At 40.0% G+C, this 26,108-nt stretch carries 26 protein-coding genes and 1 pseudogene; 13 read left to right on the top strand and 14 right to left on the bottom strand.

The genetic code is table 11. The annotated features are described in order from the left end of the window. The first annotated feature begins 241 nt into the window (after positions 1–241). Positions 242–1,123 (top strand): CoA-binding protein, encoded by an 882-nt coding sequence (locus tag RS893_RS05920; protein ID WP_315790310.1) that lies wholly within the window; start codon positions 242–244, stop codon positions 1,121–1,123. 490 nt (positions 1,124–1,613) lie between these two features. Then, complete coding sequence (locus RS893_RS05915) at positions 1,614–2,249, top strand: hypothetical protein (protein WP_315790309.1); 636 nt, start codon at positions 1,614–1,616, stop codon at positions 2,247–2,249. Between the two features lie 125 nt (positions 2,250–2,374). On the opposite strand, the pseudogene RS893_RS05910 reads toward RS893_RS05915, so the two are convergent. Further along, positions 2,375–3,672: pseudogene (locus RS893_RS05910) on the bottom strand (RNA-guided endonuclease InsQ/TnpB family protein). Between the two features lie 571 nt (positions 3,673–4,243). Here RS893_RS05910 and RS893_RS05905 point away from each other — a divergent pair. Then, positions 4,244–4,786 (top strand): hypothetical protein, encoded by a 543-nt coding sequence (locus RS893_RS05905; protein ID WP_315790308.1) that lies wholly within the window; start codon positions 4,244–4,246, stop codon positions 4,784–4,786. A 183-nt stretch (positions 4,787–4,969) separates the two neighbouring features. On the opposite strand, the gene RS893_RS05900 is transcribed toward RS893_RS05905, so the two are convergent. Beyond that, the gene (locus RS893_RS05900) at positions 4,970–5,464 is read right to left on the bottom strand and encodes a nuclear transport factor 2 family protein (RefSeq protein ID WP_315790307.1); all 495 of its coding nucleotides are present in this window, start codon (positions 5,462–5,464) and stop codon (positions 4,970–4,972) included. 141 nt (positions 5,465–5,605) lie between these two features. On the opposite strand from RS893_RS05900, the gene psb34 reads away from it, so the two are divergent. Beyond that, positions 5,606–5,776 carry a photosystem II assembly protein Psb34 gene (psb34, locus tag RS893_RS05895; protein WP_315788288.1) on the top strand — a complete coding sequence of 57 codons (171 nt, stop codon included), beginning with the start codon at positions 5,606–5,608 and terminating at the stop codon, positions 5,774–5,776. A gap of 12 nt (positions 5,777–5,788) precedes the next feature. Here the strand turns inward: psb34 and RS893_RS05890 are convergent, their stop codons facing one another. From RS893_RS05890 to tnpA, 5 genes are all read right to left on the bottom strand, one after another. Beyond that, complete coding sequence (locus tag RS893_RS05890) at positions 5,789–6,040, bottom strand: hypothetical protein (RefSeq protein WP_315790306.1); 252 nt, start codon at positions 6,038–6,040, stop codon at positions 5,789–5,791. A 254-nt stretch (positions 6,041–6,294) separates the two neighbouring features. Beyond that, positions 6,295–7,419, bottom strand: coding sequence for a hypothetical protein (locus tag RS893_RS05885; protein WP_315790305.1), 1,125 nt, complete (start codon positions 7,417–7,419; stop codon positions 6,295–6,297). Positions 7,420–7,701: 282 nt separating this feature from the next. Further along, entirely contained in the window at positions 7,702–8,142 is a 441-nt protein-coding gene (locus RS893_RS05880) for a Rho termination factor N-terminal domain-containing protein (RefSeq protein WP_315790304.1), read from the bottom strand. Between the two features lie 613 nt (positions 8,143–8,755). Beyond that, positions 8,756–9,430, bottom strand: a complete 675-nt coding sequence (locus RS893_RS05875) for an MFS transporter (protein ID WP_315791881.1) — start codon at positions 9,428–9,430, stop codon at positions 8,756–8,758. 75 nt (positions 9,431–9,505) lie between these two features. Then, on the bottom strand, positions 9,506–9,931 hold the full coding sequence (gene tnpA / locus RS893_RS05870; protein WP_315791880.1) for an IS200/IS605 family transposase: 426 nt from the start codon (positions 9,929–9,931) through the stop codon (positions 9,506–9,508). Positions 9,932–10,067: 136 nt separating this feature from the next. Here tnpA and RS893_RS05865 point away from each other — a divergent pair, with 136 nt between their 5' ends. Beyond that, complete coding sequence (locus RS893_RS05865; protein ID WP_315790303.1) at positions 10,068–11,501, top strand: IS200/IS605 family accessory protein TnpB-related protein; 1,434 nt, start codon at positions 10,068–10,070, stop codon at positions 11,499–11,501. Here the strand turns inward: RS893_RS05865 and RS893_RS05860 are convergent. The 6 genes from RS893_RS05860 to RS893_RS05835 form a co-directional block, all read right to left on the bottom strand. Continuing rightward, positions 11,498–12,478, bottom strand: a complete 981-nt coding sequence (locus RS893_RS05860) for an MFS transporter (protein WP_315790302.1) — start codon at positions 12,476–12,478, stop codon at positions 11,498–11,500. The genes RS893_RS05865 and RS893_RS05860 overlap by 4 nt on opposite strands. Positions 12,479–12,521: 43 nt before the next feature. Continuing rightward, positions 12,522–12,701, bottom strand: a complete 180-nt coding sequence (locus RS893_RS05855) for a hypothetical protein (protein WP_315790301.1) — start codon at positions 12,699–12,701, stop codon at positions 12,522–12,524. 197 nt (positions 12,702–12,898) lie between these two features. Beyond that, positions 12,899–14,593, bottom strand: coding sequence for a hypothetical protein (locus tag RS893_RS05850; RefSeq protein ID WP_315790300.1), 1,695 nt, complete (start codon positions 14,591–14,593; stop codon positions 12,899–12,901). A 91-nt stretch (positions 14,594–14,684) separates the two neighbouring features. Continuing rightward, a complete protein-coding gene (locus RS893_RS05845) occupies positions 14,685–16,601 on the bottom strand; it encodes an ABC transporter permease subunit (RefSeq protein ID WP_315790299.1) in 1,917 nt (638 codons plus the stop codon). A gap of 128 nt (positions 16,602–16,729) precedes the next feature. Next, positions 16,730–17,680 carry an ABC transporter ATP-binding protein gene (locus RS893_RS05840; protein ID WP_315790298.1) on the bottom strand — a complete coding sequence of 317 codons (951 nt, stop codon included), beginning with the start codon at positions 17,678–17,680 and terminating at the stop codon, positions 16,730–16,732. Positions 17,681–17,947: 267 nt separating this feature from the next. Beyond that, positions 17,948–19,072: a helix-turn-helix transcriptional regulator gene (locus RS893_RS05835; RefSeq protein WP_315790297.1), complete on the bottom strand. Its 1,125-nt coding sequence runs from the start codon at positions 19,070–19,072 to the stop codon at positions 17,948–17,950. Between the two features lie 258 nt (positions 19,073–19,330). Between RS893_RS05835 and RS893_RS05830 the strand changes: the two genes are divergently transcribed. The 3 genes from RS893_RS05830 to RS893_RS05820 all read left to right on the top strand — a co-directional run bounded on the left by RS893_RS05830 (position 19,331) and on the right by RS893_RS05820 (position 20,960). After that, the gene (locus tag RS893_RS05830) at positions 19,331–19,759 is read left to right on the top strand and encodes a hypothetical protein (protein ID WP_315790296.1); all 429 of its coding nucleotides are present in this window, start codon (positions 19,331–19,333) and stop codon (positions 19,757–19,759) included. Between the two features lie 316 nt (positions 19,760–20,075). Beyond that, complete coding sequence (locus tag RS893_RS05825; RefSeq protein ID WP_315790295.1) at positions 20,076–20,411, top strand: hypothetical protein; 336 nt, start codon at positions 20,076–20,078, stop codon at positions 20,409–20,411. A 180-nt stretch (positions 20,412–20,591) separates the two neighbouring features. Next, positions 20,592–20,960 carry a hypothetical protein gene (locus RS893_RS05820; protein WP_315790294.1) on the top strand — a complete coding sequence of 123 codons (369 nt, stop codon included), beginning with the start codon at positions 20,592–20,594 and terminating at the stop codon, positions 20,958–20,960. Between the two features lie 142 nt (positions 20,961–21,102). On the opposite strand, the gene RS893_RS05815 is transcribed toward RS893_RS05820, so the two are convergent. Further along, complete coding sequence (locus RS893_RS05815; RefSeq protein WP_315790293.1) at positions 21,103–21,648, bottom strand: GNAT family N-acetyltransferase; 546 nt, start codon at positions 21,646–21,648, stop codon at positions 21,103–21,105. A 60-nt stretch (positions 21,649–21,708) separates the two neighbouring features. Between RS893_RS05815 and RS893_RS05810 the strand changes: the two genes are divergently transcribed. The 5 genes from RS893_RS05810 to RS893_RS05790 all read left to right on the top strand — a co-directional run bounded on the left by RS893_RS05810 (position 21,709) and on the right by RS893_RS05790 (position 25,974). Continuing rightward, the gene (locus RS893_RS05810; RefSeq protein WP_315790292.1) at positions 21,709–22,905 is read left to right on the top strand and encodes a sigma-70 family RNA polymerase sigma factor; all 1,197 of its coding nucleotides are present in this window, start codon (positions 21,709–21,711) and stop codon (positions 22,903–22,905) included. Next, positions 22,845–23,543 carry an ankyrin repeat domain-containing protein gene (locus tag RS893_RS05805; RefSeq protein WP_315790291.1) on the top strand — a complete coding sequence of 233 codons (699 nt, stop codon included), beginning with the start codon at positions 22,845–22,847 and terminating at the stop codon, positions 23,541–23,543. The genes RS893_RS05810 and RS893_RS05805 overlap by 61 nt, the downstream gene beginning before the upstream one ends. Before the next feature lie 99 nt (positions 23,544–23,642). Next, positions 23,643–24,728: a 3-isopropylmalate dehydrogenase gene (leuB, locus tag RS893_RS05800; protein ID WP_315790290.1), complete on the top strand. Its 1,086-nt coding sequence runs from the start codon at positions 23,643–23,645 to the stop codon at positions 24,726–24,728. 93 nt (positions 24,729–24,821) lie between these two features. Next, positions 24,822–25,082 carry a hypothetical protein gene (locus RS893_RS05795; protein WP_102152085.1) on the top strand — a complete coding sequence of 87 codons (261 nt, stop codon included), beginning with the start codon at positions 24,822–24,824 and terminating at the stop codon, positions 25,080–25,082. Between the two features lie 70 nt (positions 25,083–25,152). After that, positions 25,153–25,974, top strand: a complete 822-nt coding sequence (locus tag RS893_RS05790; protein ID WP_315790289.1) for an A24 family peptidase — start codon at positions 25,153–25,155, stop codon at positions 25,972–25,974. Positions 25,975–26,108: the final 134 nt, after the last annotated feature.

Below are 26,108 nucleotides of genomic sequence, written 5' to 3'. Positions count from 1 at the left end.
GATTCAGTCTAATCACTAAAGATATGCTCTGACTCGGAGAAAAAAATACGGAGAGATTTTGACCGTAGGTGATCAGCCAGACTTGATATTACACCCCTAAATTGATTCATGGTGTTTGCTTTTACTTTGAAAGAGGGTGTAGGGGTATCACAGTGAAACTAGTTTCTTTAGGACTGCCTTCTGCCTTCTGCCTTCTGCCTTCTGCCTTCTGCCTTCTGCCTTCTCCATGAACGTGCTTTTTATGAACTTAACGCCAGACAGCAAAGTTATAATCCAAGGCTTTAGTGAATTTATTTCAGCTACTCATGTTGACCAAATGATAGCTTATGGTACGAATTTAGTAGCAGGGGTAAATCCTGGATGTGGTGGTCAAAAAATCTATGGTCTACCAGTATTTGATCTAGTGGAAGAAGTGATAGATAGATATGGATTAATTGATACTACAATTATCTGTGTACACCCTTACGAAGTTTTAGATGCGGCATTAGAAGCGATCGCATCTGGTATTCGCCAAATAATGATCATTTCTCCTGGTGTACCACCATTAGACATGGTAAACCTACTACGTAAAGCCGAAGCCACAGAAACATTGGTAGTAGGACCCAATAGCCCCGGCATTATTGTACCTGGTCGAATTCTTTTAGGTACTCAACCAAGTGAATTTTATACACCTGGTCATATAGGAATCCTCAGTCGTAGCACTACCCTTACCTATGAAGTAGCCAGAGAACTAACCACAGCTGGTTTAGGACAATCAATCAGTGTCAGTATTGGTAGTGATGCGATCGTTGGTTCATCATTTATCCAATGGCTGCAAATTTTTGACGAAGATGATTCCACAGAGGCAATTGTACTAGTTGGTCAACCGGGTGGTGGTCGAGAAGAAGCAGCAGCACGTTACATTGCTGAAGCCATTGATAAACCAGTAGTTGCCTATATTGCAGGTACACAAGCACCACCAGCCAGACACTGGCGTCAGACAGGAACACTAGCAGCAGTAATTGGACGTCATCCAGACTTTGGGACAGCAAAAAGCAAATTAGCTGCATTTTCAGAAGTCAAAGTCCCAGTAGCGGAACGTCCTTCTATGATTCCAGAATTAGTCAAGAAGGTAATCAAATAGTCAATGGTCAATTGTCAATTATCAATACCCTAAGCAAGATCGCTTAGGGTAGTGTTAGGCAGGTGGAGTTATCTGCTCTTAAACATTTTTTGAATAGACATCTCCGAAAACTATCAAAGCTTATGTGTGACTAGCTTACAAACCGCAAATGCAAGCGTTGCGAACTAGCTAGTCCATAGTTGAGTGTTTTATATTGAATTAACGTTACTCTACTTAGATTATGCTGGATAGCGAATAATTGCTATAAAGTTGCCTTTTGAGTGTTAATATGCATTGGTCACACTTATTCAATCTGTCTCAAATTTGACTATTCCAGATTTGGGTCTTTATCGCCCAAGCAACTCCATCTCCCACACCCAGCCCAAAGCCATCTCCTTCCGGTAGTGCTGATGTCGAGTTACTCAAAAGCCAAATCCAGTTTTTACAAGATGCTAACACACGCCTGAATAATAGTTTTGGCAGTTTTGTTGGTGCGATTAATCTATCATTTGTGGTATTTGGAATCATTTTAGGAGTAGTTGGAGCTATCAGCGTTTACCTGTTTAATCAAAGTCTTAAGGAAGCACGCCAGTTGATACGCTCCGAAGTTGAACAACGGCTACAATTATCTGTGAGTGAGGTTGTTGGTCAACAAGTTGGCAATCTCAAACAAATTTTAGACAGGGAAAGAGTGCTTGGTGATGTATCTGTTGATTACCTTCTTCCTCAAGACCAGCCAATACTTGCTGATGATTATCCAGAAGAGTATCAGTTGCTTGCTGAGCGAGGATTTAAAGCAACACAAATTCTAGATGCTTCCAAACGCATCAAGATTTCTGGCGATGTTGTAGTTCTAGATTTGGTGAATTACAAGTTAATCACCGATACAGAAAAAAACAGTTTACCAGAAACAGAAATTGCTCAATTAATAGAAAAGCGAGTAGCTGAACAACTCAAAAGGATTGTTAACGCGCTCCCCAATAAAGCAGTTTTAGTGGTTTATATTCGACCAGGCAAGCAACGCATCAATGCTATTGACGAACTGTCACCAAAAGTTAAATATTACGCTTCAGCGAACACACCTGTAAATTTAATGGGTACTGTGGTTGATTCTGCTTATGTTGCTGATGCTTGGAATAAATTTTGAATCAGTGGCAAGCCCTTTTTTAGATAGTTCCAATGCTTGGGAATAATTTTCTTCAGCTTGGGAGTAAAGCTTTTAACTTTTAACTTCTTTTTTTAATGAGTGCAACAGATCATACTTAGAATTGATCACGAGCTTTTCTCCTGGGATAAATCTATCGAAAATTTAGTTTTGTCATATTCAGAAGGACTCTTGTGAACTACCCCACTAAGCACAGAGCTAGAGGATGGGGCTTCTGTACTCACAGGCGAGTGCCTCAGATGAGACTTTCGCCCCATCTTTGGTCTTACCTCCCCTCCTACAGCAGAGACGGCTGAACCTTCCGCCTTTAGCATTCTGATTCCCTCTGCTCTAATATTTATTGCTGCATTTCCATCCCTGTCATGATGAGTACCGCAGTGAGGACAAGTCCATTCCCTTACGTCCAATGGCATTTCGCTGACCTGATAGAAACAATTAGAACAAAGTTTGGAACTAGGGAACCATCTATCAATCTCAACTAACTTCCCACCCTTGCGTTCTAGTTTATAGGCTAAAAAGTTAGTGAATGTTCCCCAACCACAATCAGATATTGCTTTCGCCAAATTGTGATTACGAACCATGCCCTTGACATAAAGATTCTCTACTATGACAGCTTGGCTATCGCTGACCAATTTATAACTAAGTTTATGCAGAAAATCTTGCCGTGAGTTAGTCACCCGTTCGTATACTTTGGCAACTACTTTTCTATATTTATTTCGAGAGTTACTTCCCTTTTCTTGGCGTGCTAATTTTTGTTGCTTGCGTTTGAGATTTTTTTCATGCTTGGCAATATATTTAGGGTTGTCGTATTTAGAAACCTTTTCACCGTCAGTGACGACAGCAAAATGTTTCAACCCTAAATCAACACCATAAATCTTGCCTTCTTTAGTAGATGGGTTGTTTCCTTCTACTTCAGTCAGAATAGATCAAAGTATTTACCTGATGGAGTTTTGACTACTGTACAAGTCTTTATTTTCCCATCCATTGGTCTATGTATCTTGGCTTTGACCACTCCAATATTGCCTGGAAGTTTGACATTACCATCTACAATCTTGACGTTTTGAGGGTACTGAATAGACTGTTTACCATGCTTAGATTTGAACCGAGGAAAACCAGCACGTTTGTCAAAAAAGTTTTTATAAGCTGTGGTCAGATTGAGTGTTGTAGCTTGTAAAACTTGGCTATAACACTCAGCCAGCCAACAGGTATCTTCCTCTTTCTTGAGCTTAGGTAACAGTGCATTGAGTGCTACCTGTCCAAGTCCTTTACCTGTTTCTTTATAAGTTTCAATCGACTTATTTAAAGCATAATTCCACCACCAACGCGCACATCCGAACGTCTGAGCTAGTTTTATTTGTTGTTGTTCAGATGGATATAAACGGACTTGTACGGCTTTATGTCGCACTCTAGATCACCTCTTTGGTTTTTATATCTTACTACAATATATAGTTATCAGTAAAGGTAATCCAGAAAATATTTGGCGACTCCTCAGACATCTTCTCCCTGTCTTTCCTGCGGAAAGATTTGTTCAAAGATGCAATCGTCGCTGCCCCCACAATCTAAGATAATTCCCAACTGCTTGAAGTAGTTGATGATGTATTTGCCAAGCGCAAGTCGTGCCGCTTGGTTACTGCCTAGTAGCGAGGGCGTCGTAATTGATTAATTTCGTCATTCAGGTTTTTAGCTTCAGCAACCACCGCTCCGAAAGGATGAAACGCACGCTACAAACCCATTATTGGGACAGAAACCCATCTAAATAATTGTGCGGAAAACCTAATTGCCCTATGTAGTGCGTGTCACTTTTTTTACCACCAAAGCGGGAAGTCTAATGTTTCGATAGGACAGTTATCTTTGTGGTAGGTATGATATGAAGTGCGATCGCTACCTCAGAATAGCGCTCTCGCATTACGATGGAGTACGAAATCGTAGCAGGCAAAATTGAAGATATTAATTGCTGCAATTTTTATAGAGTGTAAATGACCTCTCAAAAATACGAACAAACCCGTTCATGTGCAAAATGCGGTTATGAAGAAACGCGATTTCTCGATGAATTAACCGCAGCATTTGAAGAAACACGTGTATGGCCTGAACCTTGTTCCAAATGCGGTTCCACAGATTTTAGTGGAGGAAGTCATGCGCTTCCCCCCCTCTCCAGCAAACAATTAGAAATTTGGGCCATTAATGACGATCTTCATTTCTCACAACAAGACGAAGATTTGATTCTTGCGACTCCAAGTAATTTAAAATTGCTGCTAGAATTTTTAGACTCTCCTAGCACCCATATCTGGCAAAGAAGAACTTTAGCCTCCACGCTCTACATACTTTGGTACGATGCTTATCCCCAAACAGGTAAAAGCTATCTACACAATGCCGAATTTGCCGAAAAAGTTGCAGAAGAAATTAACAAACGCACCTTACTGTTTGTTGAATTAGGAGCCTCAAAATCCGAAGAATTTGGCGAACCGCTTTGGTATTTAAGCAGCTATGTTAGAGAAGAATTTGAAAAACACAAACCCTAAGCATAATACCTATCTCACCCAAGAAAAAGTAATAGAGTGCAAACACCCGTAGCGAAGTTGGGTTGAAGATGCTCTCGCCTCCACTCAAACTCAAAAACCCAGTCTTGTAACTGGGCTGGAGTTGGGGTATATCCCCGTGCTTTGTTTATAGAGATTAGTTATAAGTTGCTTGTCTAATAGTGACTACAGTGCAGCGTTGGGCGATTTCGGAAAATTGAGAATGATGTTGTCGATTTTTTGAGGAAGTGCGATCGCACTCTTAGCGAGGGATTCGGTAGTGGCTGCAAACAGGGGTGTTGTATCTGTGTAAAACCTGATAGAAATCACGCTTTCTGCTTCGTTTCGGTCAGTGATGGCTACCGCCCCAACTGTTACGAACCTTCCATCGTTACGTTTGTAATGATTTAAGGCTTCAAGGACAAAAGACGAATCACTACCATAAATGTTCAGTAAGTCGTGTTCCAAGCTATCAAAGGTAGTCCAGTAATCAGAAAGACCCTGCAAAATAGCAGATTTACCCCGAACAGGAGAATTATTGTTAGATTGCATGACACAATCATCTGCCAGGAAAGCGCCGTATACTTCAACATTTTTGGTGTCAATAGCCTGCAAGCAGGCAAGATACCACTCATAGGTCTTGGGTGAAAGCTGATTGATTCTAAGCTTGTCGGTTTTCACTAATTACTTCTCCTTACCACCCAAGTATTTTATAAGCACCTCTTATTAACTTTATCAGCTTTTTTTGTCAAGTCACATTGACCTTTTGTAACAATATTGTTATATTTATTTACATAGGATAAAAAATAAAGGAAAAAAGCTATGTATACCACTGTTAATGAAGACGGCGTTCTCAACAACTATGCAACTGAACCCAAGATGTACTATGCCCAGTACCCTGCGATTTGGGAACAACGCAAATACGTTATCCAAGCTGTTTTTGCTTCTTTAATTGTCACTACTCTAGTTCTGGTTGCTTTTAGTGTTAGCTAAGATTTTCAACTTTTAGCTGTATCTCCCATCACATTTCGACTTCTCTCTTACCTCGGTACTTAACACCGGGGTTTTTTGTTGGCTGCGCCGAAGCGATCGCTTCAGGAAAACGACTAGGTGTGTGGGCTGGGAATTACCAACCCCCTTGGGATTACACAAAAGCATATCGATGAATAAGATAAGTGCGATCGCACCTCGAAATTCACCACTTGCCTTGAGGCAGCATTGGGGAAAGTAATTTAGTTGGTTTTGGGGCGATCGCATCTAAGGCTAGGGAGTAGTCAAATCCTAAGCTTTACTATATACACCTATGGATACTGATTTTTGAGTTTAGTAATCAGCGAATTAAGATTGAGTTGAGTGGCCCAGCCTAAGCATTTAGAAGGTGTAGATATAGCGAAGACGCTCTTGGCGAAACATTACTTAATATTTAAAAGTTCGGGAAATCAGTGTATTAGAAACTTAGGCTTTCACTGCATTCTATTGTTAACCCTACATGAGGCAGGTGGTTTTTGATTTTACGGAGCCGGAACCGCTACTCGATTGCTAGGAACAATCTGTGGCTGATATGAAAACACCTCTCGGCTACGGGGATTGACACTTACCTTGATCCACTGTACATCGTTGGTGCCGTTCCCCTGATTGTTGCCAAATGTCTCAACACGAGTGAAGTTTTCAAGTCGTCTGCCTTGAGCATCTAGAAATGGCTTGTCGATGCGGAAGTAGTGCGAATCGCCATGCACGTAGGCAACGGGTTTACCGAAAGCAATCACCTCATCGCGCAACGCTAATAAAAAGTCCTTGAAGCCATCAGGCTGCCCATCAGTTTGCACAAGGGTCTTCGCATCGCGCAAAGGCGCTCTGGTTGGGTCGGTCTGATCCCACCCTGGATTAGCTTGGGAGATCAACATGACTGCCGCCGAGTTGCGTTCCTTTGCCAGTTTAAAGGTCTCTTTCATCCATGCAATATTGGCTGCGTTTCGCGCCGCGTACTCCTCTGGGTCAGGCGCAGTGTCGCATAGATTATTGCATGAACCCTGAATGTTGAGTGTCGCATAGGTAACTCTGCCAAATGTCCAACGACGATTCTCGACACAAGACACCGCACCATTGACACCAAGACACAGTGGTGCTGTCTGCACTTCCTGGGCTAGCTGACGTCGTCCAAGAGAGAAATTCGTGCTGAAGAATACCTGACGCTCGTAGTCAAGGCGTTCGAGTGAGTTGAATCCACCATTTGAAGGGCGATCGCAGTCTGTCCAATCATTATCACCTGGCGTGAAGGCTGCTGGTGCCTCTAGGGTGTTGAAGTAGCCGAGCGCTTTAGCGTACAGCGCGTTGTCGCAAAGGCTGTTAGAACCGGCTTTGAGATCACCATCATGGACAGTAAAAGAAAGTTTCTGCGAATTCATATCGTCGATTAGTCTTGTTACGCCAACCTCCTGCGCCTCCGAGTAGGGTAAATCGCCCCAAAGTCCGATCTTGTACGGTGCGGGTACGTTCGCGTTCTCCTTGTCTGTTGCAACTACCAGATTTGTGGCAGACACAAGGAACGGTAAAGTCACGGATAATAAACACATTTTACGCAGCAAATGTGCAGTAGTGACGCGTCGAAGCACCGAGTAGCCAAGCTTTTTCATCATATCCTCGATTATTTTTCAAACCGTGAGTGCATTTTGGACAAGTAGCTTTTGCTCACGCTATTGGAGTTAGTAATTTAGACTACCGGATGTCGATGAAAGACTAGTTATGAACAGGTTATGAATGGATAGGTCTATCAAGGTGTTTTGATGAGAGATTTTTAGATAAGGCTCATACTTGAGCCTGCTGTCTTTGAGCGTAAGTTGCCGAATTAACGCAGATATGAGGATGTGCGATCGCACTTGGGAAAATGTCTGGGCGTATAGTCAAATCAAAACTTTTTATTAGGCGATAGTAAAAAGTAGCTGGGCTAGTTTTAGTTGTCGCGCTTCTTTCTCTTGAATAAATGCAATCAGTGTATTTTTACGTAAACCGTTGACATTACTAAATCCTAATTGACTAGCACGTTTACGTAATTGAGATACTGGTAAGGCTTCAAGATAGCTCCTAGATTGGACTAATTTTTTGTTTTCCTTTGCCGGAGGTAAGAGGTAGATTACTTTTTGTTGAATTGGTTGAGATAGTTCTTTTATATCTTCCTTTTCCAGTGGTTGCTCCCAAGGCGATGGAATCACATAGGGCTTGTATTCTGCTTGAGATTTAGGCTCTATATTGTTTTGACTAGTTAGAAAAAGTTTAGTTAGCCCTTGAATGAAATCAGTGATTGCAATAATTGCAAAGACAATTACAACTGTTTCTAGTGCTGTTGTTAAAATGGCTTGCATTTACTTATCTCCTTTAAAATTTGCAAGCTTAACTTTGTCAGGTATATTTATTGTGTAAATTTACCTGATTCACTTCTGTGCAATTAGGAAATAATTAATGTGTTGAATTACTTAAATAATTTAATAATATCGTCATAACAATACTGCTATAAAGTACTTTTTTAGTTAATTTCTCTTGTTAGACGAGATTGTATTCTTCACTTTTTTAATTAAAAACAGGTTATCAAATACATCGGATTCTACTTAGAACGATTATTTTTGAGGCATTTAGTAGTAGTAACTGCAAGGATAAAGAAACCTGTTTTTATCTCCTTGATTTGATTGAATCTATTAATTAACTCCTTTGATGAAAATTTTTATTAATGTAGCAATCCGGTTTAGTGACTGAAAGATTTTTAAGAAAAAACCTTGCTGGATAAAGCTTTTAGTATCATTAAGGTTTGAAATTACAAGTTGAATTCCTATAATACCTAACCAATTCTTAACTTAGGTAACTTTCTCAACTCAAAAAAAATGTATATGTACGTACTATCTTTATTTAAACTTCTTTTTGAAATAAGGAAGCGATCGCTCACGTACAGCCGTTGTACTGTAACGTATACAAACCATGGGTTTAAACCGTTTGAGCCTCGCCTATCTGCTTTTTGTTTTTTCCAATCATCACCAAAGCAACGATTGCACTTGCTAGTGCCAACCCAACAGCAATAAACATAATCAAGCGAAAGCTATCTACAAATGCTAAAGCAATCGCATCTTTTAGCTTTGTGCTTATTTCAGCACTCACACCCGTAGGTATTTGGGCACCCGCTAGCTTGATGCGTTGGTTATCTAGTAGTTTTTGCAGTTCGGGCGATATACCCAAAGCCGTCATCCGATGATTAAGACTGCGATTGAAAGCATTGAAGACAAAGATATTAAACAGTGCGATCGTAAGCAACCCAGCCGTACGCGCAACAGCATTGTTAATTCCTGAAGCAATGCCAGCTTGGCGTTGTTTGACTGCACTCATCACCGTTGTTGTCAAGGGGGCAACGCTAATTGCCATACCCAAACCTAACACGACAATGGCAGGGAAAAAGGTTGTCCAGTAATTAGCGTTAATTTCTGGCACAGCAAAGGCGGCAAATCCAAACGCAGCAATAACAGGACCAATTGTCAATGGTAGTTTTGCGCCAAAGCGACTTACTAATCCTCCAGACCAGCGTGAAAGCAGGAACATGATCAAAATAAACGGCAGGAAGACTGCGCCAGCTGCTGTCGCTGAGTAGCCTTGCACTTGAACAAAAATGTTGAGCGCAGTCCCTACCTAAACTTCGTTATAGGTAGGGTTAGCGAAACCAGTATAGAAATGCGTAGCAACGATTTATTCTGGTTTCTCTTGGTTCTGCACATATTCTATAAGTTTATCCAGTGGTGCTTGTGCGCCAACACTAATTAACGCATAAGAGCCTGACCAAAACAGAGGTTTTTCTGCCCAATAAAACTTTTTTAGATGCTGAGAAAATTCAGACCGTAATTTCCTAGAAGTTACGGTTTTTATATTATTTACTAATTTAGATAAGTCAACACTGGGATGAGTCTCAATCAACAAATGCACATGATCTGATTCTCCACCAAACTCAATTAACTCACATTCCCACTTAAACAATAGTTCACCAATGATTGATTTCATCCTAGTAAGGATTTCTCCTGTTAGGGATTTGCGACGGAATTTAGTTACCAGAACTAAATGATAAATGAGTCTAAAAGCACTGTTGGAACGGGTTTTTAACCTGATACTATTTTCCATAACTAATTTAATAACTGTATTGACAACTAAAACAGTAGCTTGGTAGTATATCTCTGTCAAGGTCGAGACAAAACCAATGAGTAAAGCAGTAACTAAAAGAAAACCCACACAAGAAGTTAGAACTGATGTCTGGGAATTGTCAGCAGACAAAGAGCAAAAACGCCAAATGGTTTTGACAGTAGAGACATATCGTAAATTCTTGATTACTTTAGTGATTGTTGTTAATGCTCAATGGTTTACTCTTGGCGAATTGACCTCGAAAAAGAGGGTAAATGCAGTTGAGAAGATGATTCACCAAACCGCAGATAACCCTAATCCAAAACATAGATACTTTCAGAAAACAATTGATAGATATCCGTTCTTTAGAAAGTTCCCCAGTTATTTAAGACGTGCAGCAATAGCTGATGCTATTGGCATAGTTTCTAGTTTTCAAAGTAGATATTATGAATGGCAGTCAGGAATAAGAAAACATAGAGCAGATAGACCACCAACACTAACTGCTTTATGTAAAACTTACCCTGCTTTGTATAAAGGTCAACAGGTGAAGTATGGTTTAAATTATCAAACTATAGACATTAAAGTATGGAGTGGAACTGATTGGGTATGGCTTAATAATATTAAAATTAAAAGACATGGTTTATCTCGTCATTTGATTGATGGTAATCAGATACAATCACCGTCTTTAGTTGCTAATAAAAACAAATGTCAACTTTCTATGCCCATTGAAATTCAAAAGGTTGATAGAGAGGATTCAGATTTTGTATGCAGTGTTGATATGGGCATTAACAATGCTGCTACAGTCTCAATTGTTGGTAAAAACGGTACTGTAAAAGCAAGGAAGTTCATCAACCCTGCCAGAGACATAGACCGCAGAAATCAACGAAGAATGATGATTAAGAAGAAATCATCACAAACAGCTAATCTGACCCTCCGGGTTCGGCAGTTCGCAACCGACGGAAAGCGGAGCCACTCCGGTCTTGGGGTCTCCCCAAGTAGAGGAAGTGGCGTCCAGGACTGCGACTGCCTCACAAAACAAAAACTACCCAATGGATTTTGTCAAGGACTTTACCGCAAATCAGCTAATATCAATTTAGAAATCTCTCGTAAGGTTATGAGAGGTATTGTGGAGTTGGCAAAAACTCACAATGTTAAAGTAATTGTGTTTGAGAATTTATCTGGATGGAAAGCAAAAGCAGGTAAAAAAGGTTCCCTACAAAAGCAAAAATTCCATCTGTGGTGTCACTGTAAAATAGTTGAGTTGACACAACAAAGATGGAGAGAGTTGGGAGGTAAAGTAGTTTTTGTTAACCCCAAATACACCAGTGCTTACGCTTTTGATGGGAGCGGCAAGGTTAGAAGCAGTAAAATTAATTACTCTTTAGCCGTATTTAAAAATGGCAAGCAGTACAACGCTGATCTCTCGGCCGCGTACAATATTGGTGCTAGATATTGGTACTCATTAATCATGGGAGATAAGCACTTTTCTAGAGTGTTCGTCGGCAAAAGTTCCAACGACACACTGAGAACGCCAGTAACTCTGGATACGCTAAGAAATCTTAGGGTTTCTTAGCGAAAGAATCCCCAACTATATTGCTTGCAATTAGTTGGGGTGCGTTCAATTAAATTAAAGGGAACAAAGTAAAATACTCCACCCAAAGCTGAGTAAAGTAGCAGTGTGAGTAAATTTGCACCGCTAAAAGTACGCGATTTAAATAAAGATAATGGCATCATCGGGGTGCGGCTGTTAGCCTCGACAAAAATAAACGCACTCAGAATCAGTACGCCAACTACCAAGCAGCTTAGAACCAGGGGATGGAGCAATCCTAAGTGAGACGATTCAATCAGTCCGTATACTATCGTTCCCAAACCAAAAGTAGCTAAAGCTGCTCCCCACCAATCAAGCCTTGCTGAATCTTGATCACGGCTTTCTGGCACGCGCCAAAACAAAATACCCAATACAATCCCAGCTAGTGGCACATTCAGAAAAAATATCCAGCGCCAAGAGACATTTTCAACTAACCACCCACCCAAAACTGGGCCAAGTGCTGAGGTAATGGCTGTAAAACCCGACCAAGTACCAATTGCTTGCCCACGTTGTGCTTCGTCAAATGAGGCGCTGATGATTGCTAAGCTTCCCGGAACTAACAAAGCACCGCCAATTCCCTGAATTGCCCTAACAATAATTAGCTGATTCACATTGGGCGACAACCCACACCAAATCGAAGCTAAGGCAAACAGGCTAATACCGCAAGCAAAAATAAGTCGTCGTCCAAAGCGATCGCCTAGTGACCCACCCACTAATATCAAAGCAGCAAGAAACAAGGCATAAGACTCAACAATCCATTGCACATCAGTAGTGGTTGCATTTAACTGTGATTGCAATACCGGAAGTGCCACATTGACAACAGTGCCATCAATCATTGCCATGCTTGAACCGAGAATTGTTGCCGCTAGTACCCACTTGACGACATTTCTAGAGCAAGGGGCAGTGCATGGTGCTGAACGAACCACTCCTTCATCGCATGGCTGTTTAATGATGTTAGCCATTTTTAAGTTAGGGAAAAACGCTATTCCCAAATTTTACCGACACTCATGAGATATAACCGGTAAAGTTGTTGCTCAGTCGAGGTTGGCGATCACATCCAACAGGTGATGACAAACCTAACTCATCAATAAGGCGACCTGGGGAGCGATCGCTTTCTTGATTGCACAGAACCCCCACTTTTTCTGTTTCTGGTTCCCAGATGGCGATCGCTGAATTAGTGGTCAATCATCAGGAGGATGCCAACCACTAATGGTTCCAGGTTTGGGATTCTGGATCATTACTGTGACCAACAACAGACTTGAGCATCGTTAATTTTATTAATAACAAGAGTTTCTAACCTTTCATGATTAGAATTCCCATGTTTCAGTTGAAATTAACAACAATCAAAAACTAGTTTGAGTTAATCAAATACACATTGATTATCAATTAAATAATATCTTGGTTACAGATTCTCCTGCTTTTTTTAATTGTCGCCGCAACTGCAAAATTAGTAGTGCTAATATGATTCCCTGAACAGGAATTACAAAAAACATGCCGATGGAATATAGTAAATCTCCGTTGGGTGTATACAAAGCAAGAAGCGGCGCAGCTACTGAAAACAGTCCAATGAAATTACTATTGCCAGGATAATTAGACCAAAACATAAGCATAATGACTACTGGCAAAATAATTACAGCACCAAGGCTACCAACAGCCCAAATTACCCGATGTCGATTTTTATTAAATAACATCAGTTGGGCTAATGCTGCATAAAGCATAGCTAAACTACCACCTAAAATTAAGGCATAAACAGCATTAATTTTGTTTTCAAAATTCTTTGCCAGAATAATTAATGAACTGAGAAATGTTATTGCAATAATTGCATTTAAAGCGATCGCCACAAGAGATGGACTTTTTTCTCCCCACATTAAATCTTTGATTACATACCTATTTCTTAAACATTTATCAACAGAAAGATGAAGGTAGCGCGCCCAGTCTTGTAAAGTTGGGCGATGAGGAGTAATCGCCGCAATTAAAAACAAAAATAGCCATAAATGCAAAAATAATAAACAAGCAAGTTCATCTTTCATCACTGATGTATATGAATTTTTACTCCAGATAATTGATTGCCAATTTGCACAGCCTAAAGAAGCAATAGTGAAGTAAAAAGTGAGTAAATAACTCTGCTGTTTACTTAGCATAGTAGCGTTAGAATTACGAAAACAACGCTGTAAAGCTTGCCAAGTAAAATACGCTAGACAAAAGAAATTTACAAGTGCTAAGCCAGTAATTACAATATGACTAGCTCCCATTGGTATACCAAACCAGTAAAAATCATTCCATAAAGCAGTTGAGCTAAAATTAGGAATTGCTAGTAGTTTGGGAATAAAGTAAAACGGATTTAAAAATCTTAAGAAAGTAAACGGAGAATTAATTGCTCCATAAACTAGTGATTGCTTAGTTATTAGTAAAAAACCGAGAATAACTCCACTACCCAACCAAGCTTGGAAGCCACCCAACCAAGAACCAACTAAGCCAAATAGCAGTGCAGCACTGTAATAGAAAAAACAAGCAGCTACGACAACAGCATCAAAGCCCAAAATATTTGCTAATGAAAGATTTGCTGCCAATCCTGATAATAAATGTAGAGGAATAGCCAAAGCGATCGCCAGATAAGGCAAAATTGGCACGCCTAACATTTTTCCAACTAAAATGCTTTGGGATTCCTGGGGACTCAGACGAATAAAATTGAGGGTTCCACGACGTTCTTCATTAGCTAAATCGCTGATGAGGAGATAAGTTCCGATCACCAAAAGACTAAAACAGGCAATAATATTAAGCCATGTAAAGACATCTTGCCACCATAACTGCCAATTGATGATTTTATCGTCAAATTCATTTAATAAACATTTAGGTAATCCATATAAAAGTTTTCCAGTGCAATACCGATTAGAATTATCGAGAAATCTATCCTGAGAAATTGGTAACTGAGATTGAAAAGCTAGAAATAGCAAACATTGACTACTTAAGGAAATGATAGTTGTCAGGATAACGTTGCGTAGTTGCAGACGTCCTTTGATTTCACGCAATAATTGCGGATTCCAGTCTCCTAGTCGATCTAGAAAATTGTGTATCATAGCGACACTCTTTAATAAAAGTGTATTTTGTTAAGTCAAGTTTTACCAGTTCGTAGTAAGGACTTTAGTGCTTACTACGAACTTCTGCAAATTAGTTTGTTGCTAGTAAAGCTTTTATAGCAGATTCTCCTGCTATTTTGATTTGACGTTTCAATTGCAAGTTTAACAATACCAAAACACTCAACTCACCTAAAAGAGCTACAAAAACTGTCGTAGTCGTCGCATATTCTAGACCTGCCCAAGGAAAACTAGAAAGTAACCATAATGTAGAATGTGTTTCTGGATTAAGATTCAGCATTCCTAAAAACATCGGCGGTAAAAACATAGCTGCGGCGACAGTTCCAATTGCCCAAACAGAAGGTTTGGAAGTTTTCATCATTAGCATGATTTGTGTGATAGTGGCATAAATCATCATCACACAAATAAACAACACCACACCTAAAATTGCTTTGAAGCGTCCAACTTCGTTCACTAGCCAGTCTAAGCTATGGTTATTATTTGCCTTCAAAGAAAGTGCAACTAAAATCCAAATCACTAACGGGATAGTAACAATTACAAGATTAATTGCTAATGTGATGAGAGCGGGACTTTTTTCACCCCAGATTAAATCTTGTAATAAATAATTCTGCCAAAATCTTTTACGTTGAGAAACATTCTGGTGTCGATACCTAGCCCAATCTTGTACTGCTTGCCGATGGGGTGAGAGAATGGCAATTAAACCGAACAGTAACAGTAAGTTAAAAAACACTATTACAGCAAAGTTTTGTGTTACTTGATAGTTGAAATCAGAATAAGCAGGAGCAGATGTACTACGGGGGTAGAAAGGATAAGTATTTCTGAAATATTGGAGAGTAAATCCCCAAAGAAGAAGTTGCAAATAAGCAACAAGCAAATAACTTTGCCCTTTACTCAACATCGCAGAATTTGGGTTACGAAAGCGACGCTTTAATCCATGCCAAACCAAGTAACTCCACAAGCCATAATTGACTAAATTCAAAAGCAGTAAACCAATAAGGTTTTTCCCAACAGGCAGGTAGAAAAATTGTATTTGTTCTAGCAATTCCCAATTATATCTGTGAAATAATAAATTGGGGAACAAATAAGCAGTCATATCAAAAGGACTGAACAACCTTAACCAAGCAGCTGCATTATCTAGATATGGGCCAGAAGATGCAAATTGCATTGTCATGAATAAGAAAATTAAAACTGCACCACTGCCTAACCACGGTTGAAATCCACTAAAGAAACGGCTCAAAAATCCAAATAATAGTGCAGTGCTATAGAAAAAGAAGCAACTAGCCGCCAAAACAATGTAAAAACTTAAAATATGACTAGAAGCAATGTTGGCAGCACGACCTGCTAACAAATGAAAAGGAATAGCAACTGCAACTGCAAAATAAATTAAAATTGGAACTCCTAACATTTTGCCAGTCAAAATAGTTGTTTCTGACTGGGGACTCAGATGCAGAAAATTTAATGTACCCCGATTTTCTTCTTGAGCTAAGTTATTAATCAGTAGATATGTGCCCGCGACTAACAGTGTGAAAATAAAAATCACAGTCAGTGATAGGAATATATATTCCCAATGATCCCGCCACCACCCCTGCATATCGATTTGGTTAAGTGGGCAGTACTGATTGTACAGAATGTTATTGATATTCTTTTCTTGGGTCTTGAGTTGATCTATTTGTTGTGTTACTGATTGAACTGGTGATGCATCATAGTTTTTAGATTTGCCCAATATAGATAATTGTTGTTGCAGTTTGTTAATCTGCGGGTAAATCTCATTTAATTGTTGTTTATAAGCTTCTCCTAAGAGGCAATAACTTCCAGACATTTGATATTTTGTGCCTGGTACTTCCCGTAATTGATACAAGAACAATATCAACTGACCAACTAAAGATGAAATACAGGCGATCGCAACAGGGAAAAGTTTTAGACGACCTTTAATTTCCCGCAGTAATTGCGGATTCCAGTCGCCTATTTTGTCCATAAATTTGAGCATCATAGGTGAAAACTCCAAAGTTGGGGATTGGGGAAAGAGGGGACAAGGGGGACAAGGAAGACAAGGAGGAAAAGGAGGAAAAGGGGAAATGCTAAACAAGCAACAACTAACTACTAACTACTCACTTTTAACTAAGATGCTTGTTTGTGACCAAGCTTGAGGAAAATGGTTTCTAAGTCTTCTTGAGTGCAATGAAATTCGCTAACAGGAATGTTTGCTTGGATAAGCGATCGTAATAAATCAGCACAATCTTCCTGCTTACCAGAAAAATTCACCCGCACACTGTTTTTAACACTCATGATTTCCCACTCTTGTACAAAAGAATTATTCTTTAGTTCTGCTAATAATTCCTCTTGCTTTCCTAAAGTTGAGATGACAATTTGCTGGCGGGCAAGACGTTGATAAAGTTGTTGTAGCGATGCACTTTCCACTAAATAACCAAGTTCCATGATTCCCACCGAAGTGCATAATTCTGCTAAATCGCTGAGAACATGGGAGGAAATTAAGATAGTCATTCCCGCTTCTTGCAAGACTTTGATGATTTCTCGAAACTGCATCCTCGCAATTGGATCGAGTCCCGAAACAGGTTCATCCAACAGCAGCAAAATCGGTTCATGAATGATTGTTCGCGCCAAACTGAGGCGCTGCTTCATCCCCCGTGACAAAGTGGAAATTAAACTATTGCGCTTATTCCCCAACTGTATGAGTTCTAAAACCTCATGTAGACGTTTTGTCCGGCGTGGTTCTCGCAAACGATACAGACGGGCGAAATAATCTAAGTAATCCCAGACTGTTAGTTCCTCATACAGAGGATAGTCATCAGGCAAGTAACCAAGGCGACGCTTCAAAGTAGGGTTACTTTGGTCACGTAACAAGCGATCGCCATTAATATAAATCTCACCCGTAGTTGGTTCTTCTGCTGCTGCCAACATCCGGATGAGAGTGGTTTTGCCTGCACCATTAGGGCCAATTAAACCATATACTTCACCTGCATAAATTTCTAAATCAACGTTATTAACGGCAACGTGCCTGTCAAATTGCTTCGTCAGTCCATTGGTGCGAATTGCTAATTCTTTTACCATAGCTGCTGAGTGCCGCTTGCGATTATCAAATAAGCTAGCCTTTTCCTACAGCTTTTGTCAGCTTCGTTTCGGAAATTGAAACTGTCTTTAATGAAACTTGATATTTACTGCTATCTATTGCCGATTATTACTAGAAATTAAATATAAATTTATACCTATTTTTGAAATTGAAGGAAGAAGTAACCCACGAGTAGTTAAAAAAACTAGAGCTAAATCGATGCTTACAAGTACATTTCTCAAGTTGATATCATCTCAAATAATAGATGGTCACTTAATCATTCCCAGCATTTCTAAAGCTTTCATAATCGCTGCAACACGAGTTCCTACACCGAGTTTTTCATATATATGCTCGAAATGTTTTGCCACAGTTTTATCACTACAGTTAAGATGAGAGGCAATCTCCTTTGTGCTTTTGTTTTTAGCACTCCAAAACAAGACTTCTGCTTCACGGCTAGTTAATCCCAGCATTGTCAATAATTCTGGAGAAAAAGAACTAAGTGGATGTTCTTCTAGTATGAGTATGTATTGTTCCTGTTGGTGATCATAAATTAACCGCACAATCAAATACTGATTTGCTTGTTCAATTCGCAAAGTTGGGTAGATTTGAGTGACATTATCACCCTTAGACATGAGAAAGATTTGATAATTTACCCAGTTTTGTAACAGTTCTGGTAAGTGAAAAGCTTGTGGTAAAGAATCTTGAAAATACTGCCTCAGCAACTCCCAGGATTTTCTAGTCATCGTCTGGACTTGTCCAGTGGCTGACAAGCTAATCATCCCCAACTGTTCTATGGTTTGATGCAATTGGGCTAACTCTTGCTGCATTTGAGTAACAGCTTGGGCATTTTTATAAGCTTGGATGAGATGAGGACGTAGTAAATTCAAAATCAGGCGATCGCGTTCAGAAAAATTCCGTTTTGATCGATGCAGGGCAATCACAATATCTGTGGCTAAATTCCGTAAAGGAAAGTTTGCAGAAGAGATTGGTAGTACCACAATCATTTGCTCTTCTGCATTGAACAAACGCAAACATCTATGATAAAAGCCCTCTAAGCGGTGAAGTTCTTGTTCACACAAGAAATCTGATATTTTGTAAGCCCTACCATCATTAGTTTCGAGATAGTGTCTGACCAGTGGATTTTCATAGAAATGACCAGAAGCAGTTTGTTCAATTGCTTCTAGCAAAGGAGAGTCAAAATTCTTTGATGAGATTAAAGGTAATATTCTGTGTTGAGGGAAATTTACTGGCGACCAAGCTGTCACATCCGAACTAACTACCTGCGACAAAGCTGAGATTGCTTTTGTAGAAAGCATTTCCAAGTTAGAGAGTGTATACAGTTCATGAAGAAAATGCTGCATTTGCTGAACGTCTCTTTGCTTCAGAGTGGCCATTTTTCCTCCTCTTGTGCTATGAGACTAATTTGACAATAAATCTACTTTAATTATGCACATTGTGTCAATTTCTTAATATTTGAGTACGGAATTTTTCGTATTGAATGCGATAAATTAACTCGCTATATATATTTATATATGTGAATTTACCAAGAAAATCTAGCTGTTCTGTAACCCTTGTACCGCAAAAATATATAGAGTTTTCTTGCTTAAAAAAAGGGACTGAACTAGCTAATTTTTACTACAGGAGGCAATGTAATGAACAAATATTTTATGCTCTCTGTGACTACACTCACCTTTACAAGTCAGCTACTCATGGGAATGCCTAATGCGTTAGCACAAAGACCTAGTATTTTAGTATCTAGCGTCAGATCAGAAGGACGACCACGTATAGGACAAAAGCATCGTTCCAGTGGAAATTTCACTACTTCTTCAGTACCCAATGGCTACAGGTATTTTTGTTGGCGTGTTACATCACCAGGTGTTGCTAATATTAACAACATTCGCTTCAAGATTAAAAGAGATAAATCAGTTTGGACAGATCCAACGGAATTTAGAAATATTGGGCATGGCAGTAAGACTGCTATGAAAAGAAAACGTTCCTTATATATTGCCGATCCGACAGGTGCTTACGATAGGTATGGAAATCCCGAAAGCTTTGTAGTTTATGTATATGCTTGTAACTGAGTAAATAGACTTTGAAAAAAAAGACTTTATTTAATGCCCAAAAAGGACAAGATATGGTGTAAGTCACACATATAAACCAATCAATAAAAAATTTGAAAGGAGTGTTGTGAAAAAGTTAAGATCTTGGATGTTTTGTACAACCCTGGCTTTATTATTAACGCCATCAACAGTTTTTGCTCAAAAAGTAAGGGCTGTTTATTAGCAATCCAACGGTGGTGGCTGTATTCCTACTGATCAAACCATTTACAGCCAACAATATTGGACTGTAACGGGAGCAGGCCGTGTCAAATATAAGGGTAATGGCACGGAACCTCTGGTGTTCTCTTGTCCAGTTAGCAGTATCAATCCCAACGTCTATGGTGGAGACGGAACCATTCTCCGACTGTTTTACCAAGACCCAGATGGAGCGAATAATGCTTTTAAAGTTGAAGCGAGCCTTAAGTCCTTTGCAAAATCAAACGGGGCATATAACACCCAAGTCTGTAAGGTAACTTCTAACAAAAGAGGCTCATGGCAAGTCAGTAGTGATGTCTGTGATTCTATAGATATGGATGCCAATATTTATTGGGTTGAGGTTGTAATTAAGCGCGCTCAACCTAGTAATTCAGTCGTTGAGTTTAACGGTGTATCACTAGAAAGTGCAATTTTCTAAATTACTGCATTTTTCGTTTTAAATTAAATACCGAGAATCTTTTTGCATCATTAGTAGTTCCTAGTTAAAGCCGAAATACAACAATGGTCTACTGAATTTAACTATTAATAATTGTTCCTTCCGTCGAAATTATAGTTTCAAACTGAGGTTATAAAGATGTTTATCAGATCATTCTCTTTCATGTTTCTAATATCTGCATTGCTATTACCTTCAGCAGGTCTAGCTGAAACACGTGTGCATCCCCCAGCTTCAAAAGATACAGTTAAAAGAAATTGCAATAAACAAGGGGGAAGATATCTTGAAGGTGGAAATGTTTATGGTTGTGTTCTCCCTTCCGGAACCCGTGTTGCCTGTCAAGAGGGAGAAAACGAATGTATTTCTTGGAAAAATAAGCAGCAAACTTTAAGCCGCACAACAAAGCTTATAATTCAGAATCAATTTGGTGTCTCGACAATTCTGACAGAGGATGCTGCTAAAAGTAGCTACTCTAAACTAGTGAATACAGTCCAGAATATTACTCACAACCGACGGCATTATTCACATCAATAACTTGGGAGGAAATCAATCAAGTGATTGATTTCCTTAGACATCTAAATATATTTTCCATTCCATGAGTGTAATTGCTGAATACTATAGTTTTCTACAAGCTTAAACTCTAAGTATTACTAAGTATAGTATTTAAAGTTTGACGCTAATCATTAGCACCTGACCAAGCACCCATTGGTTTGTCAGGAATTTCTAGAGTGTGTTCTGCTTGCTTGTAAATTTGGAAACCTCGTGCTTGATAATTTGCTAAAGCATAAGGCCCATCTAAACTACAAGTATGTACCCACACTCTTTTTGCACCAATTGCCCATGCTCTTTCTACCCCAAAGCTAAGCAGGTGTCCCCCCAATCTCTGTCCGATGAATTGACGTAAAATACCAAAATACGTAATCTCCACATTGTTATCTGCTTGAACTCCAAGTTCGACATATCCTGCGGGTGTACCAGAAACGTAAGCAACCCAGGTTTCTAATTCTGGACGACTCAGATAAGATAACCAACGCTGGTAATTCCAACTGAGGCGATCAATCCAATACCAATCACCTCCCACACTGGTATAGAGAAAACGACTGAATTCAGGTGAAGGAATTTTTGCCTGCTCAATTCTCAGTTCATAATTCCCTGAAGAAACTGAATGCAGTTGCTTGGGATTAAGCATTTCTAAATACCAAGTGGTAACTTCAACAAGCATGAACTTTAAACTTTACTTTTACAAGTTGGGTCTTATGAAATAGGGAACCATAAGTCCAACATGAAGAAAAAGCTGAAACTGGAAGAGTTAACACAACTAGTCATTCAGTCTCAAGCTGGAGATTTAAACGCCTACAGCAAGATAGTCCGTAATTTTCAGGATATGGCTGTTGGTTACAGTTACTCTATTCTGGGGAGTTTTCAACTGGCAGAAGATGCAGCACAGGAAGCTTTTATAGAAGCTTACCTCAATTTATCCAAGCTGCGATCGCCTGTAGGATTTCCCGGCTGGTTGAAAAAAATTATCTTCAAGCATTGCGACAGATTCACACGGGGTAAACGCCTCACCATCGTTGCTTTGGAAGATACCGATGAATTGGCATCAAATCATCCTGAACCAATCCAAATCGCCCTTGAAAACGAACTGAAAGATATTGTTCATCGCTCTATCCAAACGCTACCAGAAAGCGATCGCACTGTTGTCACACTCTTCTATATCAGTGGCTACTCGCAAAAGGAAATCAGCGATTTTCTTGGTCTCCCTATCTCAACTATTAAAAATCGCTTGCATTCTGCACGTCACCGACTCAAAACAAAGATGATTCATATGGTTTCAAACAATCTACATTCCCAGCGTCCATCCAGAAACGATGATTTTGCCGCTAAGGTACTGAAAATTCTCGAAGCTTCTGTTAGCGGTGACAGCATTTTAGTTAAATCTCTGTTGCAACAAGAGCCAAGTTTAGTAAATATTAAAAGTCAAGAAATCAAAAGTACTCCCCTACATTTTGCTGCCCATCGCGGACACTTAGAAGTTGTCCATTCTCTAATTACCGCAGGTGCAAATGTTAATGCAGGCCAAGACAATGGTAGCAACAGTATACCCCTGCACTGGGCGGCGACAGGCGGTCATTTAGAAGTATCGCAGGTTTTGGTAGAAAATGGTGCTGATGTGAATGCAATTGACGGCTGGTACAATCTCACTCCTCTAGGTTGGGCGACAGTTATCAAACGTTACACTAATGATCATTCTGTTCCTGGCGAACGCTACTTGGAAGTTTGTGAATATCTTCTGGCGAAAGGGGCTAAACTGGATATCTTCAGTGCTATGGCTCTTGGTAGATTTGATGATGTCGGTTTGCTAGTTGCCAATAATCCTAGTGTCTTGCAACAATGTCTGGGTTTTGCTCTCGAAGCATGGCAACCTTTGCACTACGCAGTGATTCAAAATCTGCCAGATATGGTGAATACGCAGTGATTCAAAATCTGCCAGATATGGTGAATTTGTTTCTTGACAGAGGCGCTGATATCAATGCTCTCACAGCTTGGGGGATAAGTCCTCTGTGCTTGGCAATTGACCAAAAAAATGAAACTATGGTGCAATTACTTGAAGAACAAGGTGTGAACATTGATTTATCAGTTGCGATCGCACAACAAAATTGGCAATTAGCCGAAACTTTGCTCTTATCCGAACCATCCAAAATTCAGCCTGGAAGTGAGTATCAATTTTTGCTGCATCATACTGCTAAACAAGGTTTAGCTGAAGCAACAAAAATGCTTCTCAAATATGGTGCAGATGCCAGCATCAAAACCACATATTTATTCTTCGGCGACTATCAAACTCTTTTTACTCCGTTACATGTAGCAGCGCTTTACAGTCAGCATCAAGTAGCTGTCATCCTGCTGGATAATAGTATCAAAGTTAACGCTATATCTAGTGGAAATATAGAACTTACTCCACTGCATCTTGCTGCAATCAAAGGCGATGTAGAAATGATTAAACTTTTACTAGCGCAGGGTGCTGACCTAAGTTTAAAAGATAGCGTTCATCAGGGTACACCCTTTGATTGGGCAGAAAACTTTAAACAGGAAGCAGCGATGAATTTGTTGAAATAACCAAATTAAGATCCCCGACTTTTCACCAGAAGTCGGGGATCTGTGTTTTGATATGATATTTTTCTGCAAGCTTAAACACTTACCCAAGCAAACTTAACTATGGCACAGCAATACCGCATTACCTTACTTCCTGGCGATGGCATTGGCCCCGAAATCATGGCTGTAGCGGTAGACGTGCTTAAAGTCGTGGAAAAAAAATTTGATCTTCAGTTTGAATTCCAAGAAGCGCTGATTGGTGGTGCAGCAATTGATGCTACAGGTGAACCCCTACCAGCAGCGACTTTAGATGTGTGCCGTAACAGTGATGCGGTATTATTAGCGGCGATTGGTGGTTACAAATGGGATTGTCTGCCATCACATTTACGTCCAGAAGCTGGTTTACTTGGACTACGTGCGGGTTTGGAATTATTTGCTAATTTGCGCCCAGCGAAAATTATACCCCAGTTAATTGAGGCTTCTACTTTGAAACGGGAAGTTGTCGAAGGTGTTGATATTATGGTGGTGCGCGAACTTACTGGCGGGATTTACTTTGGCAAACCCAGGGGAATTTTTGCAACGGAAACTGGCCAAAAGCGTGGTGTCAACACAATGGCGTACACCGAATCGGAAATTGATCGCATTGGTAGAGTAGCATTTGAAACAGCTCGCAAACGCCAAAGCAAACTATGTTCAGTAGATAAATCCAATGTTTTGGAAGTATCACAACTGTGGCGCGATCGCATCACAAAACTAGCGGCTGAATATCCGGATGTGGAACTTACTCATCTGTATGTAGATAATGCTGCTATGCAGTTACTACGTGCCCCTAAACAGTTCGATACTATTGTCACAGGAAATCTGTTTGGCGATATTCTTTCAGATGCTGCTGCCATGCTTACTGGTAGCATCGGCATGTTGCCTTCTGCTAGTTTAGGAGCTTCCGGTCCTGGAATGTTTGAACCTGTTCATGGTTCTGCCCCTGATATTGCCGGACAAGATAAAGCTAATCCCCTAGCCCAGGTTTTGAGCGCAGCAATGATGCTCCGCTATGGTTTAAACCAAGGCGCAGCAGCAGACTTTCTGGAAAAAGGTGTGTTGCAAGTGTTACAAAATGGCGCTCGGACGGGAGACATTATGTCTTCAGGGATGCAACTATTAGGTTGCCGTGCTATGGGTGAGGCTTTAATTCAAGTTCTGAAAGAATAATCTTCCCCAATAGAACCGAAAATTTTGGCAATCATTGCTAAAACTTTCGTATAAACTAATAAGACAAAACCTAACAACAATACTCGATAAGTCGTGTACGCTTTACGACAAGAACAAGCAAACTATACTAACCCCAAGAACCAGCCCCCTCTGATTGATCCTGCCGTCATCAGAGCAGCTGGTAAGATTTACTACACCTACTGCGAAGTACATCCTGAAATGGCTGGCCAAGCTTCTGGTGTAGCAATTAATCGCGATACACACCGGGGCAAGGTGATTTTTACTGGTCAACCAGTTCTCTTGCCAGCAGAATGTTTTGTGCCTTTAAATCAAATTGAATCACATATGTATTAGTCATTAGTTATTGGTCATTAGTCATTGATGTTGTACAAATGACAAAGGACAAATGACAAAAGACTGAATTATGGATATTTTGCTAATCATCCTGGCAAATTTCATCGTATTTGCCTTGGGTGTTTCTATTGGCAGTTTTATTAATGTTGTAGTTTATCGGCTTCCTAATGGCTTATCCCTGCTTTTTCCTCCTTCTCGCTGTCCCCATTGTTTAACCCAACTCAAGCCCTACGATAATGTGCCAGTAGTAGGTTGGCTATGGTTAAGAGGTTGTTGTCGCTATTGCCAAGGTAAAATTTCTCTGCGTTATCCACTGGTAGAAGCAGTAATGGGAGTAGTATTTTTACTACTTTTTTGGAGTTTTGATGTCTCTGTTTTCACTTTAGGTTACTGGGTATTTTGTAGTTGGTTAGTAGCATTGTCGTTGATTGATTTAGATACAATGACTTTGCCAAACCAGCTTACTCAGTCAGGATTAGTGATCGGGATAGTATTTCAAGGAGTAGTTGGTTTTTTGCCAGATTTTAACTGGAGAGGATTAGCTAGTCACCTGATGACAGCCATTTTGGGGGCAGCACTAGGATTATGGCTGTTTGATGTGATCGCTACAGTTGGTTCAATTATTTTTGGTAAAACTGTAATGGGTGGAGGTGATGCCAAATTAGCAGCCATGATGGGAGCCTGGTTAGGTTGGAAGTACTTACTCTTGGCTGCTTTTGTTGCTTGCTTGTTGGGAGTATCCGTAGGCGGCGGTATGATTATCATATCGCAACGAAGATGGGGATACAAAATGCCTTTCGGTCCGTTTCTTGCTCTTGGATCAGTAGTGACTCTGTTTGGTGGTGAGATAATCTTGTCCAGCTACTTACGGTTGTTTGTCAATGGAACGTAAAAGGAAACAGGGGATCGGGGAAAAGGGAACAGGCAAGGAATACAGCGATTACCGTTGGCTTGAAAAATGGCTAAATATTTTGCGTAGATACTTATATGCTTTTCCTAAAGCTAAAAGATGATCGTATAAATGCT

This window comes from Fischerella sp. JS2, assembly GCF_032393985.1.
Taxonomy (GTDB): domain Bacteria; phylum Cyanobacteriota; class Cyanobacteriia; order Cyanobacteriales; family Nostocaceae; genus Fischerella.
Note: the sequence above shows the minus strand (reverse complement) of the source record. Positions and strands in the feature narration are given on the sequence as shown.

Bases quoted from the DNA above. Each gene is read 5' to 3' on its own strand.
- RS893_RS05860 (WP_315790302.1), bottom strand. From the start codon at position 12,478: ATGGCTAACATCATTAAACAGCCATGCGATGAAGGAGTGGTTCGTTCA.
- RS893_RS05885 (WP_315790305.1), bottom strand. From the start codon at position 7,419: ATGATGAAAAAGCTTGGCTACTCGGTGCTTCGACGCGTCACTACTGCA.
- tnpA (WP_315791880.1), bottom strand. From the start codon at position 9,931: ATGGAAAATAGTATCAGGTTAAAAACCCGTTCCAACAGTGCTTTTAGA.
- RS893_RS05840 (WP_315790298.1), bottom strand. From the start codon at position 17,680: ATGGTAAAAGAATTAGCAATTCGCACCAATGGACTGACGAAGCAATTT.
- RS893_RS05920 (WP_315790310.1), top strand. From the start codon at position 242: ATGAACTTAACGCCAGACAGCAAAGTTATAATCCAAGGCTTTAGTGAA.
- RS893_RS05880 (WP_315790304.1), bottom strand. From the start codon at position 8,142: ATGCAAGCCATTTTAACAACAGCACTAGAAACAGTTGTAATTGTCTTT.
- RS893_RS05820 (WP_315790294.1), top strand. From the start codon at position 20,592: ATGTTTCTAATATCTGCATTGCTATTACCTTCAGCAGGTCTAGCTGAA.
- RS893_RS05830 (WP_315790296.1), top strand. From the start codon at position 19,331: ATGAACAAATATTTTATGCTCTCTGTGACTACACTCACCTTTACAAGT.
- RS893_RS05905 (WP_315790308.1), top strand. From the start codon at position 4,244: ATGACCTCTCAAAAATACGAACAAACCCGTTCATGTGCAAAATGCGGT.
- RS893_RS05835 (WP_315790297.1), bottom strand. From the start codon at position 19,072: ATGGCCACTCTGAAGCAAAGAGACGTTCAGCAAATGCAGCATTTTCTT.
- psb34 (WP_315788288.1), top strand. From the start codon at position 5,606: ATGTATACCACTGTTAATGAAGACGGCGTTCTCAACAACTATGCAACT.
- RS893_RS05810 (WP_315790292.1), top strand. From the start codon at position 21,709: ATGAAGAAAAAGCTGAAACTGGAAGAGTTAACACAACTAGTCATTCAG.
- RS893_RS05850 (WP_315790300.1), bottom strand. From the start codon at position 14,593: ATGATACACAATTTTCTAGATCGACTAGGAGACTGGAATCCGCAATTA.
- RS893_RS05805 (WP_315790291.1), top strand. From the start codon at position 22,845: ATGGCAACCTTTGCACTACGCAGTGATTCAAAATCTGCCAGATATGGT.
- leuB (WP_315790290.1), top strand. From the start codon at position 23,643: ATGGCACAGCAATACCGCATTACCTTACTTCCTGGCGATGGCATTGGC.
- RS893_RS05790 (WP_315790289.1), top strand. From the start codon at position 25,153: ATGGATATTTTGCTAATCATCCTGGCAAATTTCATCGTATTTGCCTTG.
- RS893_RS05845 (WP_315790299.1), bottom strand. From the start codon at position 16,601: ATGATGCTCAAATTTATGGACAAAATAGGCGACTGGAATCCGCAATTA.
- RS893_RS05890 (WP_315790306.1), bottom strand. From the start codon at position 6,040: ATGCGATCGCCCCAAAACCAACTAAATTACTTTCCCCAATGCTGCCTC.
- RS893_RS05815 (WP_315790293.1), bottom strand. From the start codon at position 21,648: ATGCTTGTTGAAGTTACCACTTGGTATTTAGAAATGCTTAATCCCAAG.